We start from the raw sequence: 17,577 nt of genomic DNA on the forward strand, positions 1-17,577 counted from the left end.
GCGGGCATGCCCGTAGACCAGTACGCCCCCGCTTTAGAGGAAAAAACAGCGCGGCACGTGGTTGAGATGCAACGCCGCAACTTTTTTACATTCAGGCGCACCCTGTGCGCCATCGTGATTGATAGCCCAGCCGTTCAGTCGAGATAAAATGCCGGCGCTGGCGGCAACTCTTCAAGCAAACGTCGCAGAGTGCTGCACCATTGCTCACGGATCTCCTGAAAATACGGATCACCCTCGGTAATCCGGTGGCCTTCAGGAAGCTCCAGGCTGTCCTTGCGGTAGACCATCAGGTCCAGCGGCATTCCGACCGATAAATTGCTGCGGATGGTTGAGTCAAAGGAAATGAGTGCGCAGCGCATTGCCTGATCCAGCGTGGTGGTATGGCTGAGGGCGCGGTCCAGAATCGGCTTTCCATACTTGCTTTCGCCGATCTGAAAATAAGGCGTGTCAGTCGTTGCGCAGATGAAGTTTCCTTGCGGATACAAGTTGTATAGCTCGGGTTCTTCACCAGCGATTTGCCCGCCAATAAGGAACGAGCTGCTCATGTCGATTTCCGGGCCTGTGCTCGGAGTGCTGTCGTGTGCGACGACCTCCCGCATGGTTTCACCCACCAGGCGAGCCGCAGCGAACATGGTCGGCACGTTGTTCAGATGAATGCCCTCACCCGTCAGTCGATGGCGCAGCAAACTGACTACTGCCTGCGATGTTGCCAGGTTGCCAGCCGTTTGCAGCACGATCATCCGCTCGCCGGGGACCCCAAATCGATAGAGCTTGCGAAACGTCGCGATGTGATCAACGCCCGCGTTGGTTCTCGAATCCGAAACGAACACCAGTCCGTCTGCCAGGTTCATGGCTACACAATAGGTCATGCTTTTCTGGCTCGTTAAGTAAAGGCTGGCCGTATAGGAGGCGCAGATAAATAGCTTCAGTGAGCGCCGGTAATTGACCCGGTCGCTACTGCGCCGCCATTTGCATAGGCATCACCTGTACGTGTGCATGCATCGACTCGCTACCGCCGCCGCGGCGCATGCCCCGTACTGGACAGGCATCAAGATAATCCAGCCCGACTGCCAATTTCAGATGGCGGTCGGGGCGGATCAGTCGATTGGAGACGTCAAAGCTGTACCACTGCCCCTCGAACCACGCCTCAACCCATGCGTGACTGGCGAGATGGCCGCTGTCGTCGGTCAGCAAATACCCAGACACATAGCGTGCAGGAATGCCCAGCGAACGACTACAAGCGATGAATGCATGACTGTGGTCCTGGCAGACACCGGCACCGCCGGCAAATGCCTGGGCCGCGGTGCTTTCCACCTGTGTGGAGCCAGGCGTGTAGATCATGTGGTCGGCCAGAGCGTTCATCAAATTGCTCAGCGCCTCTCGATCGCGACGCGCACCGCACTGGCTATGGGCGAAGTCCTTGAGGGCGCCGTCGGCCTGGGTCAGGGGGCTCGACCGCAAGAAAGGCAGTGGCGATCCCTCTTCAGCCTCACACTCACAGGATTCGTCGATTTCCACTTGCCCCTGCGCACGGATGACCAATTCGTCATGCGGCTCATCGAGCGTCAGCACATGCAAGACGTTTCCGTAGGGATCACGTTGTGCACGCACGGGTCTGGGCAACTCAAGCTGCCAATTGAAGACGTGCTGCCGTTGGCTCTGCTGAGGTGTCAGCCGCAGGTACTGAATACTTGCGCGCACCTGATCCTGGTAGCGATAGCTGGTGTCATGGCTGATGGATAGTTTCATGCGGCCTCCAGATAAGAAGAATGAATGGCGCTGCCCAGTCGCCCGATCTGGTCGATATAGGCCGTGATCCAGTCATGCAGACCGGTATCCAGCACTTCATCGATAGAGGTGTAACGCAAGCCGGCTTCAAGCTCGGAAGCCAGGCGTTGGGCGGGCCGACCGTTATCTCCCGGCAGACTCGCCAGAATCAGTTGCAGTTCGACCAGACAGGACCGCAGCGAACGCGGCACATCAGCCCTCAGCAGCAGCAACTCGGAAACCTTTGCCGTGCGTGGCGAGCCGCGATAGATTTCGGCGAACGCCTCAAATGATGACAACGCACGCAACAAGGCGCTCCACTGGTAGTAAGCGCGAGCGGATCTGTCGTCGAGGTTCTCGCTTTCTTCGCCAAGCAACTCGTGCCGGGCGTCCAGCAAGCGCAGCGTGTTATCGGCCCGCTCGATGAACGTACCGAGACGGATGAACCGGTAGGCGTCGCTGCGCATGATGGTGCCCACGGTAGCGCCTCTGAACAGATGCGAGCGCTCCTTTACCCATTCACAAAAGCGGTTGATACCGTATCGCCCGAGCCCTTGCTCCGCGATGCCAGGCATTTCCAGCCAGGCCGCATTGATGTTCTCCCACATGTCTGACGTGATGCGCCCGCGCACAGCGTGAGCGTTGCTACGCGCCAAGCGCAGGCAATTGAAGAGGCTGGCAGGATTACTCTCGTCGAGCGCAAAGAAATGCAGCATCCGGTCGACGTTCAGTTCACCCTGCTGCTCCCGGTAGTGATCCAGCGTACCGGTGATCAACAGCGGCATGGCCAGTTCGTCGAGGCCATCGCCGCGGCCATCTTGCGGCATCAATGAAAGCGAGTAGCTGACCTCCAGCATGCGCGCCATGTTCTCGGCACGCTCCAAATAACGAGACATCCAGTACAGATCGGCAGCCGTTCGACTGAGCATCAGCAGTCCTCCACAATCCAGGTGTCCTTGGTGCCGCCACCCTGAGACGAATTGACGACCAGCGATCCCTCTCGTAGCGCCACGCGTGTCAGGCCGCCAGGGACCAACCGTGTCTCGCGGCCGCTCAAGACGAACGGACGCAGGTCGATGTGCCGAGGCGCGATGCCGTTTTCCACGAACGTTGGGCACGTCGACAGGCAGAGGGTCGGCTGAGCGATATAGGCGCTGGGATTGACCTTGATGCGGGCACGAAACATCTCGATCTCGGCCGCGCTCGCGGCCGGTCCGACCAGCATGCCATAGCCGCCAGATCCCTGTGTTTCCTTGACGACAAGATCCTTCAGGTTGGCCAGTACATGAGAGAGATCGGCCGGCTTTCGACATTGCCAGGTCGGCACGTTGGCCAGAACCGGCTCCTCATCCAGATAGAAGCGAATCATGTCGGGCACGAATGGATACACCGACTTGTCATCGGCAACGCCAGTGCCGATGGCATTGGCCAGGACCAGATTGCCCGCCCGATAGGCCGACAGCAGACCCGGAACGCCCAGTGAGGAGTCGGGATTGAAGGCCAGCGGATCCATGTACGCATCGTCGAGGCGACGGTAAATGACATCGACTTTACGAGCTCCGGAGGTGGTGCGCATGTACAGACATTCATCACGAACAAACATGTCCGCACCTTCGACCAGCTCCACACCCATCTCGCGGGCAAGAAAGGCATGCTCGAAATACGCACTGTTGTAGCGGCCCGGCGTCATCACCACTACACACGGATTATCCAGAGGACTGGCGTTCTTCAGTGTCTCCAACAGCAGGTTGGGATAATGGTTGATCGGAGCGATGCGCTGGGCTGAAAACAGCTCAGGAAACAGCCGCATCATCATCTTGCGATCTTCCAGCATGTAGCTGACGCCGCTAGGCGTGCGCAGATTGTCTTCCAGTACGTAGTAGGTCCCGTCACCGTCGCGAACGAGGTCGACGCCTGCGATGTGTGCATAGAGGTTGCGGTGCAAATCCAGGCCCTGCATGGCCGGCTGATAACCTTCGTTGGCCAGGACCTGCTCTGCTGGAACCAGTCCCGCCTTGATGATGCGCTGGTCTCGGTAAAGATCGGCAAGAAACATGTTGAGCGCCTGCACCCGCTGAATGCAGCCCCGCTCCACGACTCGCCACTCGCTCATGGGGATCGAGCGAGGAATGGTGTCGAACGGCAGAAGACGCTCGGTGCCTTGGTCATCTCCATAAAGGGTGAAGGTTATCCCGGCACGGTGAAACAGGAGGTCGGCCTCGCGCCTCCTTTGCGCGAGCAGCTCGGGTGGCGTATCGGAAAGCCAGGTCGAGAACGCTTGGTAGTGCGAGCGGCATTTGCCCTGCGCATCGTACATCTCATCGTAAAAAACGCGGTCCATGCGGAGCCCTCGAACAGAAACCTGCCCAACAGCAGTGCAAACTACGCGCCACGCGGTATAGCCCCACTGATTACGATGACATTGGGCTGTGGATCAGCGCAGTCCGCACCGTTACTGAGCATTCTGATCGGGGCTGGGAACGCGACGCTCCGTTTTGAGACATGGCTCACGATTTTGAAGGCGTTGGCTCTGCGAAATGCTTCGGCATTACGAATGCCTGCAAAGACGCCGACGCGATCAGACAGCCATGCGGCAACAGCCCGACTTCCGACCGATCACTACGAAAACAATCGGAAGCGAGCAGCGCTCAAACAGCGATGTGCGTCGCCACGTCAGCCGACGCTGCCCTTCAGCGCGGCATCATCCGCACACCGGACAGTTCGGACAGCGGTCCCGGCCGGCCCAGGTGATAGCCCTGCACGTAGTCGACGCCGATCTCCTGCAGGCACTCGAGAATGGCCGCCGACTCGACGAACTCCGCCACCGTGCTCAGCCCCATTTCGTGGCCGATGTTGTTGATCGAGGCCACCATGGCTCGTGCAATCGGGTCCTGGTCAATGTCCCGCACGAAACTGCCATCGATCTTCAGATAGTCCACTGGCAAGGTCTTCAGATAGCCAAAGGACGACAAACCGGAGCCGAAGTCATCCAGCGCGAAGCTGCAGCCGACCGCCTTGAGCCTCTTCATGAAAGTCATCGCGCGGCTAAGGTTGGCGATTGCTGCGGTTTCGGTGATTTCGAAACACAAGCAATTGGGGGGAATCCGGTGACGCTCGATGGCTGATAGGACGAATTCGAGAAAGCTCTCCTCCCCCAGCGAGGTTGCCGACAGGTTGATCGAATAATGCCCGAGCGACGCACCGGGGCGACGTCGCAGATCGCCAATCCATGCCAGAAAATTACCCACGACCCAGCGGTCCACCGCTGGCGCCAGGTCGTAGCGCTCGGCCGCCGGCATGAACGCTCCTGGCGGAATGATGCTGCCATCCTCGCCCTGCATGCGTACCAGCACTTCATAACGCTGCGAACCGTCGTCGCCTGCGGCACGCACGATGGGCTGGACGAACAGCCGCAACAGGTCGCCATCCAGCGCTTGCCTGAGCCGCTGCGTCCATTGCATCTCGCCGCGGCGTTCCATCAATTGTTGATCGTCCGCCTGATACACATGCACGCGGTTGCGACCGCCGTCCTTGGCCGCATAGCAGGCGCTGTCAGCGGCGCCCAGCAAAGGCCCCAGGGTTTTGACGTGTTCATCAATGGCTACCAGGCCGATGCTGGCGCCAACCGCAAAGCTCTTGCCGTCCCAGCTGAAGCGAAACTCGTCTACCGCGTGGCGTATGTCTTCGGCTATCCGCACCGCCTGCTGCAACGAACAATTGTTGAACAGGATGCCGAATTCATCGCCGCCCAGCCGCGCCAGCAGATCACTGCCACGCACGCGGCCTTTCAGTAACTGGCCCAGTTGGCGCAGCAGCTCGTCACCGGCTGCGTGGCCACAGGTGTCGTTGACCACCTTGAACTGATCCAGATCCATATAGCAGAGAACATGGTCGCCACCGCTGCACTCACGTAGCAGCGATTCGATTCGACGTTCGAACGCAGAGCGATTCATCAGCCCGGTGAGGTTGTCGTGGTTGGCCTGGAAGGTCAGCTTGCGGGCCAACTGGTGAGTAACCGTGACATCACGAAAGGTCAGCACCGCACCTATGATTGCTCCTTCGGCGTCGCGGATGGGCGCCACCGCATCCTGCACCGCCAGTCGTGTGCCATCTGGCCGTTGCAGAAAGCCCGGCGGCCGTTCGGTACGATCCTGACGGTCGCTTCTGCGCCGCAGACCGAGGCTGGCGGCGTTGGGCAGTCGCGCACCGGTAGCTTCGTCGAAAAGCTGATACACCTCATCAAGCACCAGCCCCTGTGCGGCAGCCTGGCTCCAACCGATGAGGCGCTCCGCACTGGGGTTGAGATAGCGCACACGCCCGACCCTGTCGGTGGTGATCACGCCATCGCCAATGGATGCCAGGGTGACCTGGGCGAGCATCTTCTCTGCAAACAGCTGCTCTTCGACCTGCCGGCGTTCGGTGATGTCTCGCACCATGCAGACAAACGCGTCGTCCGGGCGACCACCCTGGCTGGCGGTCAGCTCTGCGGCGAACAACTCACCGTCTTTGCCGTGCAGCATCATTTCAGCTTTCATCTCGCCGCCGGCCTCAGGCAACAGCGACGCGTTGCTGCCTAAGACAAAACGTTGAAAGGGCTGCCCGATGATCTGCTCGGCCGGCAAGCCGAACAGCCGCTCGGCACCCGGGTTGCAGCTGGTCAGGATGCCGTCTCGGCCATAGGTGACGATGCCGTCGCGAATATCCCGCACGATGGTCTGCGTCTTCGCCACGGCATCTTCCAGAGCGCGAATTACCTTGTTGTATTGCTCCGCGATCTGGCCTACCTCGGTGAAGGGTTCCACTTCCACTTCGCGCTGGAACTGCCCTTGCCGCTGATGCTCGGCCATGGCGTCCAGCAGCTCGATCAGTTCGGTGCGTGCGCCATGCTCGCTGACGTTCAGCCCCACCCGCTCGTCATCGGGGTCCACCCGCATCGGGTAATAACGATTGATCACTCGCAACAGCAGATAGGTCACGCCAAAGGCCCAGACCGCACACACCAATACGCCCTGCAGCTGAACCATCAGCTGATCGAGGCGACCCAGGCCAGTGCCGAGCAGTAGCGGGTCAGCGAACAGCGCCACCGCAACGGTGCCCCACAAGCCGGCCGCCAGGTGCACCGGCACTGCGCCGACGGCGTCATCGATACCGCAGCGCACCAATAGTCGGTCCGACAGCCACATGGCCAGGCCCCCGCCCGCGCCGATCAGCAGGGAATCGGCTATGCCGACCGCATGTGCGCTTGCGGTGATGGCCACCAGCCCTGCGAGCATGCCGTTGAGCAACGCGACGGGCGCGATGTAGCCGTGGCGCCACTGCGACAGCAACATCGACAAGGCCATGCCGGCCATGCCTGCCACTACGGTATTCACGACGATCCCCGGCACACGCCCGTCAAAGCTCAGGGTGCTGCCACCGTTGAAACCAAACCATCCGAACAGCAGCAGCAAGCCGCCCAGCATCGCCAAGGGCAGGTTCGACCCCGGCATGTTCTGCCGCAGCCACTTCGTATCGAAGCGTCCCGCGCGAGGGCCGATAACCATGACCGTTGCCAGCGCGATCCAGCCGCCGACGCCGTGCACCACGGTGGAACCGGCAAAGTCGACAAAGCCTTGCTGCGCCAGCCAACCCTGCCCCTCACGCAGGGCACCACCCCAGGCCCAATGGCCGAACAACGGGTAGATCAAACCAGCCGACAGGGCAGCGACGATCAGATAGGCATTGAAACGCATGCGCTCGGCCGCTGCGCCGGAGACGATGGTGGCGGCGGTTGTGCAGAACATGGCCTGGAACAGGAAAAACGCCATCGGCCAGCTGTCGTCGATGGCGAAGTCGAGCATGAACAGACCCGAGCCCATCAGGCCGTCCTGGCTGGTGCCGAACATCAGCGCAAAGCCGAACAACCAATACAACAGCAAGGCGATGCACAGGTCGGCCATGTTCTTGGTTGCAACATTGATAGCGTTCTTGCTGCGCGTCAGACCGGCCTCCAGGCACAGAAAGCCAATCTGCATGTTGAACACCAGCCCGGCGCAGAGCACTACCCAGAGAATATCGATGGAATCTTTCGGCATAGGTGTCCCATGGAAGAAGTCGGCAGCGGCAGCGGTATGCACAGCACCTGGCAGCGCTGGCCAATAGCTATTAGCGAGAAACGTGCCAGTCCGGAAAGGACCTTTTGGTCAGGATGCGAGCAGGTCATGCATGGCAGAGAAGACCTGCGCCATAGCCTCTGGGCTACGCCCCGGCCCGCCCGCGCAATGGCCCCAGTCCGACTCCAGCACGCGCAGTTCGGCGTTGGGCATCAGCGAGGCTTCGTGGCGCGCGTCCTCCACGGTGAAGTAAAGATCAGTGCTGCTCGGCATGATGATCGCCCGCGCCGAGAGGCGGGCCAGCGCGTCCTCCAGGCTGCCCGCGCCGGCCAGCACCGGCGGATCAGCCGACTGCCAGGTAGCCAGCACGCACAGCAGATCGTTGGCATCCTGTTCCAGATGGTCTTGCTCCCAGTAGTCGAGCAAGGCGTCGACACTGGGGAAACCCAGTTCACGCCACTGTTCTTTGCGAAAGAACGCCTGCGAGTAGGCCCAACCGGCATAGGCGCGACCGAAGGCTCGCAGGCCGCGTTCGGGTGCTTCAGTATAGCGCCCGCCCAGCCAGGCCGAGTCAGCCTGCAACGCGGCCTTTACACCTTCGAGGAAGACGAAGTTGTGCGGCCAGCATCGCGCCGTGCAACAAAACGGCAGGATGCTTCGCACCTTTTCAGGGAACACCAATGCCCAGTAAAGCGCCTGCATTCCGCCCATGGACCAGCCCGTCACCAGCCGCAATTGCCAGGACGGCCCGAACAGCTGGTCGAGCAGCATGCGTTGAGCCCGCACGTTGTCAGTCAGCGTGATGCGGGGACAGTCCGCGCCCTGCTGCCCTGCGGCGGCATTACTGGGGGAGCTGGACCAGCCGGCACCGAACAGATTGGTCAGCACCACACAGTAGTGACCACCGGCCAGGGGGCTCCCTGCACCAAGCAGGGGCAGACTGCCCCAATGCGAGCCACCGTAGTAGCTGGGAACCAGCACGATGTTGTCTTTCTGGGCATTTGGCGAACCCACAACCTGATAGCACAACTGCGCTTTCTGCAAAGTCTGGCCACTGTCGAGCACTAGATCGCCCAGCTCTGCGTATTGCTTTAGTCGTTCAACTTCAATCACTTGCGGGCCTCCTGAGGCACATTGGCGACGACCTTTGCGGGCTTCGCCGAACCGTTTCTATACACACTGGCATGTATATTGGATGAAGGATTCGTGCCACAGCGCATGACGCTGGCCCGAATTCAGCAAGGGATTTTCACCATGACGACCTTTCCGCTTTCCCAGATCGACGAACTCAAACAAGGCCTGCAGGACAAGGGCGTCAAGTACGCCATGGCCAGCTACGTGGACATGCACGGGGTGATCAAGGGCAAGTTCGTGCCACTGGCTCATCTGGGCCAGATGCTGCGCGGTTCCGAGCTCTATACCGGCGCTGCGCTCGACGGCGTGCCGCAGCAGATCAGCGACAACGAAGTCGCCGCTATGCCGGACCCGGCCAGCGCCACCCAATGCAGCTGGAACCGCAGCCTGGCCTGGTTTGCCAGCGACCTGTACCTGGACGGCAAGCCCTTCGACGCCTGCTCACGCGGCATTCTCAAGCGCCAGACCGAAGCAGCGGCCGAGATGGGCTACAGCTTCAACCTGGGCATCGAAACCGAATTCTTCCTTTACAAGGACACGCCGGACGGCGGTTTCGCCCCGCTCAGCGATCGCGACACCGCGGCCAAGCCCTGCTACGACCCACGCCTGCTGATGGACAACCTGCCGGTGATCGATGAGCTGGTCGAGGCCATGAACGAGATGGGCTGGGGCGTCTATTCCTTCGACCATGAAGACGCCAACGGCCAGTTCGAAACCGATTTCAAGTATTCGGACGCGCTCACCATGGCCGACCGCTTCGTGTTCTTCCGCATGATGGCCAACGAGATCGCCCGCAAGCACGGCGCCTTCGCCACCTTCATGCCCAAACCCTCAGCGCAGCGCACCGGCAGCGGCGCGCACTACAACATGTCTCTGGCGGACTTGACCTCGGGCAAGAACCTCTTTGAGGTAGACGGCGACGATCCTCACGGTTGCGGTGTCACCCCGCTCGCCTACCACTTCATCGCTGGCGTGTTGAAACACGCCAAGGCCATCTGCGCGGTGATCGCGCCAACGGTTAACAGCTACAAGCGCCTGATCCGCAAGGGCGCCATGTCCGGCTCGACTTGGGCACCGGTGTTTGTCTGCTACGGCAACAACAACCGCACCAATATGCTGCGCATTCCATCCCAGGGCGCGCGCGTGGAATGTCGCGCGGCGGACATCGGCTGCAACCCTTATCTCGGCGCCGCAATGATTCTTGCAGCCGGCCTTGAAGGCATCCGCGAAAAGCTCGAACCGGGCCAGCCGCACCGCGAGAACATGTACGACTACAGCGAAAAAGACGTCGCGGACATGGGCATCGAGACCCTACCGCGCACCCTGTCCGAAGCCATCGACGCCTTCGAGGCCGACCCGCTGTCGCGCCAGGTGTTCGGCGATGCCATGTACCAGGCCTTCGTCGACTACAAACGCGACGAATGGAATGCCTACCACACCCATGTTTCCGACTGGGAAATCCAGCGCTACCTGAAATTCTTCTGACCAGATGACAAGGAGATTCACCATGCAAGCCAATACCTTCAAGCGAGCACTCTGTGCCGGCGCCGTCATCTTCGCTGCGCTGTCGCCATTCGCCGCCCAGGCTGAAGAAAAGAAAAGCTTCGACATCGCCTGGACCATCTACGCCGGCTGGATGCCCTGGCAGTACGCCGACGAGTCGGGAATCATGAAAAAGTGGGCCGACAAGTACGGGATCGAGGTCAACATCACCCAGATCAACGACTACGTTGAATCCATCAACCAGTACACCGCGGGCCAGTTCGACGGCGTGGTCGCCACCAGCATGGATGCGCTTTCGATCCCGGCTGCGGGCGGCGTCGATACCACAGCACTGATCGTTGGCGACTACTCCAACGGCAACGATGGGCTGGTGATGAAGGGCAGCGCTGATCTGAAAAGCCTCAAGGACCAGCAGATCCATCTGGTCGAACTGTCGGTCTCGCACTACCTGCTGGCCCAAGCGCTGGACAGCGTGGGGATGAGCGAGCGCGATGTTCAAGTGGTGAACACCTCGGATGCCGACCTGGTCGCCGCCTTCAGTACCGACGACGTGCGCAACGTGGTGACCTGGAATCCGCTGCTGGATGAAGTCGCCGCCATGCCCGATGCGCACAAGGCCTTCGACTCCAGCAATATTCCCGGTCACATCAAGGACCTGACCATCGTCAACAGCGAAACGCTGGCTGACAACCCGGACTTCGGCAAAGCGCTGGTCGGCGCCTGGTACGAGGTGATGGGCATTCTTGAAAGCGATACCGAGGAAGGGGCGAAGGCGCGTGCGGCCCTTGGTCAGGCATCGGGCACCGATCAAGCCGGTTACGAAAGCCAGCTCAAGGGCATGAAGATGTTCTGGACGCCGGCCGATTCGTTGGCCTTCATTCAGAGCGATGAGGCTTATCAGGCGATGGACAGCGTTCGTCAGTTCTCTTTCGATCACGGCCTGCTGGGCGACGGCGCCGACTCGGTTGATTTTGTCGGCATCGCCATGCCGGGCGACAAGTTGCTCGGCTCCGAGAGCAACGTCAAACTGCGCTTCGATACCACCTACATGCAAATGGCGGCGGATGGAAAGCTGTAGAAAGCTTCTGGCTTCTAGCTTCTAGCTTCCAGGCCAACGCTGGAAGCTAGAACTCCCTCGCCCTTCCCTCACCCCCGACGATCGAGCCCATGCGCCGTACAAAAGAAGACGCCGAGCAAACCCGCCTGAAGATCATCGCTGCCGCCCTGGAGCTGTTCAGCAAGAACGGTTATTCCAATACAACGCTGGCGATGATCGCTGACGAAGCGGGTTTCAGCCGTGGGCCGATCTACTGGCACTTCAAGAACAAGGACGAGCTGTTTCAGGCGGTTCTGGGATTTTCCCAGCAGCCGCTGGAGCAGTTGATCTCGCAGAGCCTGGGCATGGCGGATCAGCCACGGTCGGCGCTTGAACACTTCATCAGCGAGTGGTTCCGCCTGTTGCTTGAAGATCGCTGGCACCGGCAGTCGTTCGAGATCTTGTTGAACAAGACCGAGTTCACCGAGCAGATGGCCGATACGCTCAAGCGTGAGCGCAAACTGACACGCGACATCGTCAAGCTGCTGGAGCAGCTGATCGAAGCGGCAGACTCCGGCAACAGCCCTGCCCCAGCCAAGTCGCACAGCCGTGCGCTGTTTCTCTATGCGAGCCTCATGGGCATCACCCACAGCTGGCTGTTCTCGCCAGAATTGTTCAGCCTCAAGTCGCAACAGGCGTTGTTCACTCAGCAACTGCTGGCCGCCTGGCCACGGACCTAAGCAGACGCGGCCCCTTGCCACGCGGCTGTGCGGGTTCTTTATTTCCAATCGGTACAAAGCACAATGGTGGCAATACCTGCCTGAGACTCAGTAACTGCGCCTAATACAGAGCGACGGTGGCCGGATTAATCCTCCATCCATGCCAGATAGGCTTTCCGGTGGATACACAGCGGCAAACCTGATGAATAGAACTCAGGCTTCCGCACCGGAGGGACTCTGACATGCAAGCCACAAGAACAATTCTGGCAGCCGCCATTTCCGTACTGCTCATCAACCACGCCTACGCGGTCAATGAATCAACCCAGGACCAGACGGGGTCCGAAAACTACGCGGATGTCTTCCAGCAAGGCGAAGACAGCAGTATTTCCCAGCGCCAGAACGGCACGGGCAACGTCGTTTACACCGACCAACGCGGTGCCGGGATGACGGCCGACAGCGAACAGGCCGGCAGCGGCAATATCTCCATCACCGATCAGAGTGGCGTTAACGGTAACGTGGCGATCAGCCAGGACGGGGAATACAACCTGGCCACGGTTCTTCAATCCTCGATAGGCACAGGCCAGTCGGTAGCCATCTCCCAGGCGGGGATCAGCAACTTGGCTTATATCGAACAACCCGACGGTGCCGGCAACGCCGCCACGGTTACCCAGAATGGCCAGGGCAACGCCACCGAGGTGTTCCAGGTTGGCCGTTTAGGGAAAAGCTACACCGGCGTTCAGAACGGTGACGGCAATACGGCCTACATCGAACAGACGGGCGGCGCCGCTGCCGATACCGAGCAGAGCGGTACAGCCAACGTCATCAGGCTCTCCCAGGATGGTTTCCCCTATGGGGCATACGCGTCGATCAGCCAGAACGGCATAGGTAATGAGGCAACCCTCGACCAGCGTTCTGGAGGACGCTATTCGTCCGGTGATGTAACGCTGGTGCAAATCGGCACGGACAACGTCGCCGATGTCGTGGAGTCCGGTGGCTTCTCTTCGTTCTCTTTCACTCAAGATGGCACCGGCAACGTGCTGACCGCAGAGCAAGGCGGACGCTCGACGACAGTGGACGGTCGCTCCACGGGTAACGACAACCGGGTCGACATCGAGCAGAGCTTCGATGGCAGTAGTCTCGTCATCGACCAGAACGGGACGGCCAACGAGATCGATGTGGTTCAGATGGGCTATTGCAGCAGCGGCACCGTCGAGCAGACCGGCACGGAGAATTACGCTTCGCTCCTGCAGACCGGTGCGTGGGACAACGTGCAGCAGTACGACGCGACCATCAGGCAGGACGGCACGGGCAATTCGGCGATTGTTATGCAGGGGCCATAACGCCCAGGGCCTGCAGCCGCCTCATTCCGCAGCAGCAGGCCAGTTCAATCAGCAGCCAGGGCCCGGCGCACGATTTGCTCGAGGTCACTGAAGAAGAAAGGTTTTTGCAGCGTCGGAATGTGCGCGTAGCGCGGGTCCATTCCGACCGAGCCATAGCCGGTCGCGAATACCAGCGGAATGTTGCGGCCAATCAGTCGATCGGCAATCGGAAAGCTACTTACCCCGTCCAGATTGACGTCCAGCACCGCCAGATCGAAATCACCGTTCTCGGCAGCCTGCATGCCTTCGGCAAACCGCGGCACCAGCTCCACATGCTCACAGCCGATATCCTGCAGCATGTCTTCCAGCAGCATCCCGACCAGCGCCTCATCCTCGATGACCAGTACTCTTGAACACAGTCCGCTCATTGCAATGGCACCTCGATATCGCAGACAACGCCACCACTGGGAAAAGCGAGACGTACTTCAGCGTTCAGTTCACCGGCCAGACCGCGTTCGAGCAGGCGCGACCCGAAGCCTTTTCGCACGGGTGGTGAAACGATCGGCCCGCCGACCTCTTCCCAGTGCAACTGCAAAGTGGCTGTCTGCTCTGACTGTGACAGCTTCCAGACGATGCGAACCTGGCCCGAATCGCTGGACAGGGCCCCATATTTGGCCGCGTTGGTACACAGCTCATGCAGTGCCATGGCCAGCGCCAGTGCCTGCTTGGGCCGCAACCGCTGCGCCGGCCCCTCACTGATGAAACGCTGGCGACCATCGACCCGAAACGGCGCGATAGCCTGTTCAATCACCTCACGCAGGTCAGCGGCTTGCCAGTTCTCCCGAGACAACACGTCGTGCGCCTTTGATAGCGCAATCAGTCGCCCTTCAAACCAGTGATAGCCCTGGTTGCTGGCGTCTCGACGAAAGCTTTGTGCAGCAATCGACTGCACCGTCGCGAGCGTGTTCTTGACTCGATGATTGAGCTCATTGAGCAACAGCTGGCGATGGTCTTCGGCGACCTTTCGCTCGGTGATATCGACCAGCATGTTGACCGCACCAATCAGCTCGCCCGCGCCATTGCGCAGTGGCGCGGGATAGGCGAGAAACGGCACGCGGGTTCCGTCAGGGCGCTCGGCTATCGCTTCGGCGCCCTGAATGGCGCTGTTTTCGGTAAGCGCCACCGCCATCGGGCAATCCTCGTGACCCATCGGTGTGCCGTCTGGCCAATACAACCTCCAGGTCACGCACCACTCATCGCTCCCGATCACCGGCACACGCCCGGCCAGCTCGACACAAGCCTGGTTGAAATAGCTGACTTTGCCATTCGCATCGGTGGTGTAAACGGCTGTGGGCAAGGCTTCCAAAAGATCGCGCAGGCGCTGTTCTGCCTCTCGGTTAGCGGCCTCCAGCTGCTTGCGTTCGGTGATGTCGCGGGTAATTGCCAGTTGCACGTAACCGCCGCTGGATCCGTTGCTGCCGTCTGGCATCGTCATGGGCACCGCGTGGGTTTCCATGTGCCGTCGTTCCCCGGCGAGATTGATGATGTCGAATTCCCAGCTGAGTTTCTCGCCATCGCAAACGCGCAGATGTTGCTCCTGCCAAGACGCGCGGTGCTCAGACGCAACGAGCTCGAATACGCAGCCACCCTCTACGTCCTCTGGAGCATTTGCTGCCAGCATCTGCAGGCCAGCGGGGTTCATCTGGACCAGCGTCCCGTCGCGATCAACCACCTTCACGCACTCGGGCGTGTGGTTCACCATCGCGCTCAACCAGTCGACGTTACGCCGCCGGTCAGCACTTGATTGCCGCGCAGGTGTCGTCGCCTGAAAGCAGACGACTGCGCCGGTGATCTGCCCGGCGTCGTTGCGCAGCGCTTCGATATTGGCCAGTGCGGCCGCCGGAATGCCATCGGGACGCTCGATCAGCAGCGCGACGTCCTGAGCGGCGCGCCCCGTGCGGATCGTGTGACCCAACGGGGTATCGGCAAGGGATATCAGCTCGCCATCGCTTCGGACTATTCGCAGACGGCCATGATTGGCTAACACACCGCCGCACAGCTGATCGGCCATTCGGTTGTAGCGCAGCACGGCGCCATTGGCGTCGAGCACGCACACACCCATAGGCATGACGTCGAATACGGGATCATCGAACGGCGACGAATCCGCAAGGGATTCGGCTACCAGGTTCGCACCGGGGATATTTGCAATCTGCATCAGCACCTTTCACGACCAGTCGATGGATGTCCCGCCGGCAGAGTTTACCGGACCAAGCGAGACGGCGAGTCCAGACAGCCCAGCAGTATTCACCGCGAAGGCCAGCTTGTGCATTTATGCAGACCAGCTATGCAGCGAGCCGCATTGATGTCGGCAAATATGCACTCTAGGATCAGGACAGCTCCATCCATTCTTCTATCCAAAGAACAACAATCGCTAGGACACGCCATGACCCAGTCAAGTGCCATCCCCACAGTCAAACTCCTGATCGGCGGTGAGCTGGTCGAGTCATCAACCAGCGAATGGCGCGACATCGTCAACCCGGCGACGCAGGAAGTCCTGGCCCGCATACCCTTCGCCACCGAGGCGGAGATGAACGCTGCCGTCGCCAGTGCCAAGGAAGCCTTCAAGACCTGGCGCAAGACCCCCATCGGCGCGCGCTCGCGGATCTTCCTCAAGTACCAGCAGCTGATTCGCGAAAACATGAAGGAGCTCGCCGCCATCCTCACTGCCGAACAGGGCAAGACCCTGCCGGACGCTGAAGGCGATGTGTTCCGCGGGCTTGAGGTGGTCGAGCACGCCGCCGGCATTGGCAATCTGCAACTGGGCGAGCTGGCCAACAACGTCGCCACCGGCGTCGACACCTACACGCTGCTGCAGCCGCTGGGCGTGTGCGCAGGCATCACCCCGTTCAACTTCCCGGCGATGATTCCGTTGTGGATGTTCCCCATGGCGATTGCCACCGGTAATACCTTCGTCCTCAAACCGTCCGAACAGGACCCGATGGTGACCATGCGTCTCGCCGAACTGGCGATGGAAGCTGGCGTGCCGCCGGGCGTGCTGAACGTCATTCACGGCGGCGCCGAAGCGGTGAACCTGATCTGCGATCACCCAGACATCAAGGCCGTTTCCTTTGTCGGTTCGACCAAGGTCGGCACCCATGTCTACAACCGCGCCAGCGGAGCCGGCAAGCGCGTGCAGTGCATGATGGGCGCTAAGAACCACGGCATCATCCTGCCCGACGCGCACAAGGAGCAGACCCTCAACAACCTCGTCGGCGCGGCCTTCGGCGCAGCTGGCCAGCGCTGCATGGCGCTGTCGGTGCTGATCCTGGTGGGCGAAGCACAGCGCTGGCTGCCGGATCTGGTCGCCAAGGCCAAAACACTGAAGGTTAATTCGGGTGCTGAAAGCGGGACCGATGTCGGCCCCGTGGTGTCCTGCACTGCGCTGGATCGCATCAGTTCGCTGATCGAGCACGGCGTGTCGGAAGGTGCAGAACTGGTGCTGGACGGCCGCAATCCGCAGGTCTCGGGCTTTGAGAAAGGTAACTTCGTCGGGCCGACCATCTTCTCCGGGGTGAAGCCGGACATGACCATCTACCGGGAGGAAATCTTCGGCCCGGTGCTCTGCGTGATGCAGGTCGACACCCTCGACCAGGCCATCGAGCTGATCAACGCCAACCCCAACGGCAACGGCACCGCCCTGTTCACCCGTTCCGGCGCCGCAGCCCGGCATTTTCAGGAAGAGATCGACGTTGGCCAGGTCGGCATCAACGTACCGATCCCGGTACCGGTGCCCATGTTCTCCTTTACCGGCTCGCGCGCCTCCAAGCTTGGCGACCTCGGCCCGTATGGCAAGCAGGTGGTGCAGTTCTACACTCAGACCAAGACCATCACCCAGCGCTGGTTCGATGAGAACGAGGTCGGCGGCCCGGTGAACACCACCATCAACCTCAAGTAATCGGATCGGCGTCGGCTCAACACCCGGCGCCGTTTCAGCCGTCAATCAGAAC

General features: G+C 60.6%; 13 protein-coding genes. 5 read left to right on the forward strand and 8 right to left on the reverse strand.

Translation table 11 applies throughout. The annotated features are described in order from the left end of the window. Positions 1-134: 134 nt before the first annotated feature. From ACSSNI_RS15250 to ACSSNI_RS15275, 6 genes are all read right to left on the reverse strand, one after another. Positions 135-869: a proteasome-type protease gene (locus tag ACSSNI_RS15250; RefSeq protein ID WP_200639608.1), complete on the reverse strand. Its 735-nt coding sequence runs from the start codon at positions 867-869 to the stop codon at positions 135-137. Positions 870-954: 85 nt separating this feature from the next. Continuing rightward, entirely contained in the window at positions 955-1,749 is a 795-nt protein-coding gene (locus ACSSNI_RS15255) for a transglutaminase family protein (protein WP_200639607.1), read from the reverse strand. Beyond that, on the reverse strand, positions 1,746-2,696 hold the full coding sequence (locus tag ACSSNI_RS15260) for an alpha-E domain-containing protein (protein WP_148924375.1): 951 nt from the start codon (positions 2,694-2,696) through the stop codon (positions 1,746-1,748). The genes ACSSNI_RS15255 and ACSSNI_RS15260 overlap by 4 nt, the downstream gene beginning before the upstream one ends. Continuing rightward, entirely contained in the window at positions 2,696-4,108 is a 1,413-nt protein-coding gene (locus tag ACSSNI_RS15265; RefSeq protein WP_200639606.1) for a circularly permuted type 2 ATP-grasp protein, read from the reverse strand. Before ACSSNI_RS15265 ends, ACSSNI_RS15260 begins: the two co-directional genes overlap by 1 nt. Positions 4,109-4,457: 349 nt before the next feature. Further along, positions 4,458-7,841 (reverse strand): ammonium transporter, encoded by a 3,384-nt coding sequence (gene amt / locus ACSSNI_RS15270; protein ID WP_200639605.1) that lies wholly within the window; start codon positions 7,839-7,841, stop codon positions 4,458-4,460. A 108-nt stretch (positions 7,842-7,949) separates the two neighbouring features. After that, complete coding sequence (locus ACSSNI_RS15275; RefSeq protein ID WP_200639604.1) at positions 7,950-8,972, reverse strand: alpha/beta fold hydrolase; 1,023 nt, start codon at positions 8,970-8,972, stop codon at positions 7,950-7,952. Between the two features lie 141 nt (positions 8,973-9,113). On the opposite strand from ACSSNI_RS15275, the gene glnT reads away from it, so the two are divergent. The 4 genes from glnT to ACSSNI_RS15295 all read left to right on the forward strand — a co-directional run bounded on the left by glnT (position 9,114) and on the right by ACSSNI_RS15295 (position 13,591). Further along, entirely contained in the window at positions 9,114-10,478 is a 1,365-nt protein-coding gene (gene glnT, locus ACSSNI_RS15280; RefSeq protein WP_200639603.1) for a type III glutamate--ammonia ligase, read from the forward strand. A 22-nt stretch (positions 10,479-10,500) separates the two neighbouring features. Continuing rightward, positions 10,501-11,574, forward strand: coding sequence for a putative urea ABC transporter substrate-binding protein (locus ACSSNI_RS15285; protein WP_102835113.1), 1,074 nt, complete (start codon positions 10,501-10,503; stop codon positions 11,572-11,574). 89 nt (positions 11,575-11,663) lie between these two features. Then, positions 11,664-12,272, forward strand: coding sequence for a TetR family transcriptional regulator (locus ACSSNI_RS15290; RefSeq protein ID WP_148924381.1), 609 nt, complete (start codon positions 11,664-11,666; stop codon positions 12,270-12,272). A gap of 221 nt (positions 12,273-12,493) precedes the next feature. Next, positions 12,494-13,591 carry a hypothetical protein gene (locus tag ACSSNI_RS15295; RefSeq protein WP_200639602.1) on the forward strand — a complete coding sequence of 366 codons (1,098 nt, stop codon included), beginning with the start codon at positions 12,494-12,496 and terminating at the stop codon, positions 13,589-13,591. 44 nt (positions 13,592-13,635) lie between these two features. On the opposite strand, the gene ACSSNI_RS15300 is transcribed toward ACSSNI_RS15295, so the two are convergent. Both ACSSNI_RS15300 and ACSSNI_RS15305 read right to left on the reverse strand, forming a co-directional pair. Continuing rightward, positions 13,636-13,998 carry a response regulator gene (locus ACSSNI_RS15300; RefSeq protein ID WP_200639601.1) on the reverse strand — a complete coding sequence of 121 codons (363 nt, stop codon included), beginning with the start codon at positions 13,996-13,998 and terminating at the stop codon, positions 13,636-13,638. After that, positions 13,995-15,785 (reverse strand): PAS domain-containing protein, encoded by a 1,791-nt coding sequence (locus ACSSNI_RS15305; protein ID WP_200639600.1) that lies wholly within the window; start codon positions 15,783-15,785, stop codon positions 13,995-13,997. Before ACSSNI_RS15305 ends, ACSSNI_RS15300 begins: the two co-directional genes overlap by 4 nt. A 228-nt stretch (positions 15,786-16,013) precedes the next feature. Between ACSSNI_RS15305 and ACSSNI_RS15310 the strand changes: the two genes are divergently transcribed. Further along, complete coding sequence (locus ACSSNI_RS15310; protein ID WP_200639599.1) at positions 16,014-17,525, forward strand: CoA-acylating methylmalonate-semialdehyde dehydrogenase; 1,512 nt, start codon at positions 16,014-16,016, stop codon at positions 17,523-17,525. Positions 17,526-17,577: the final 52 nt, after the last annotated feature.

This window comes from Stutzerimonas tianxiuensis (genome assembly GCF_053470365.1).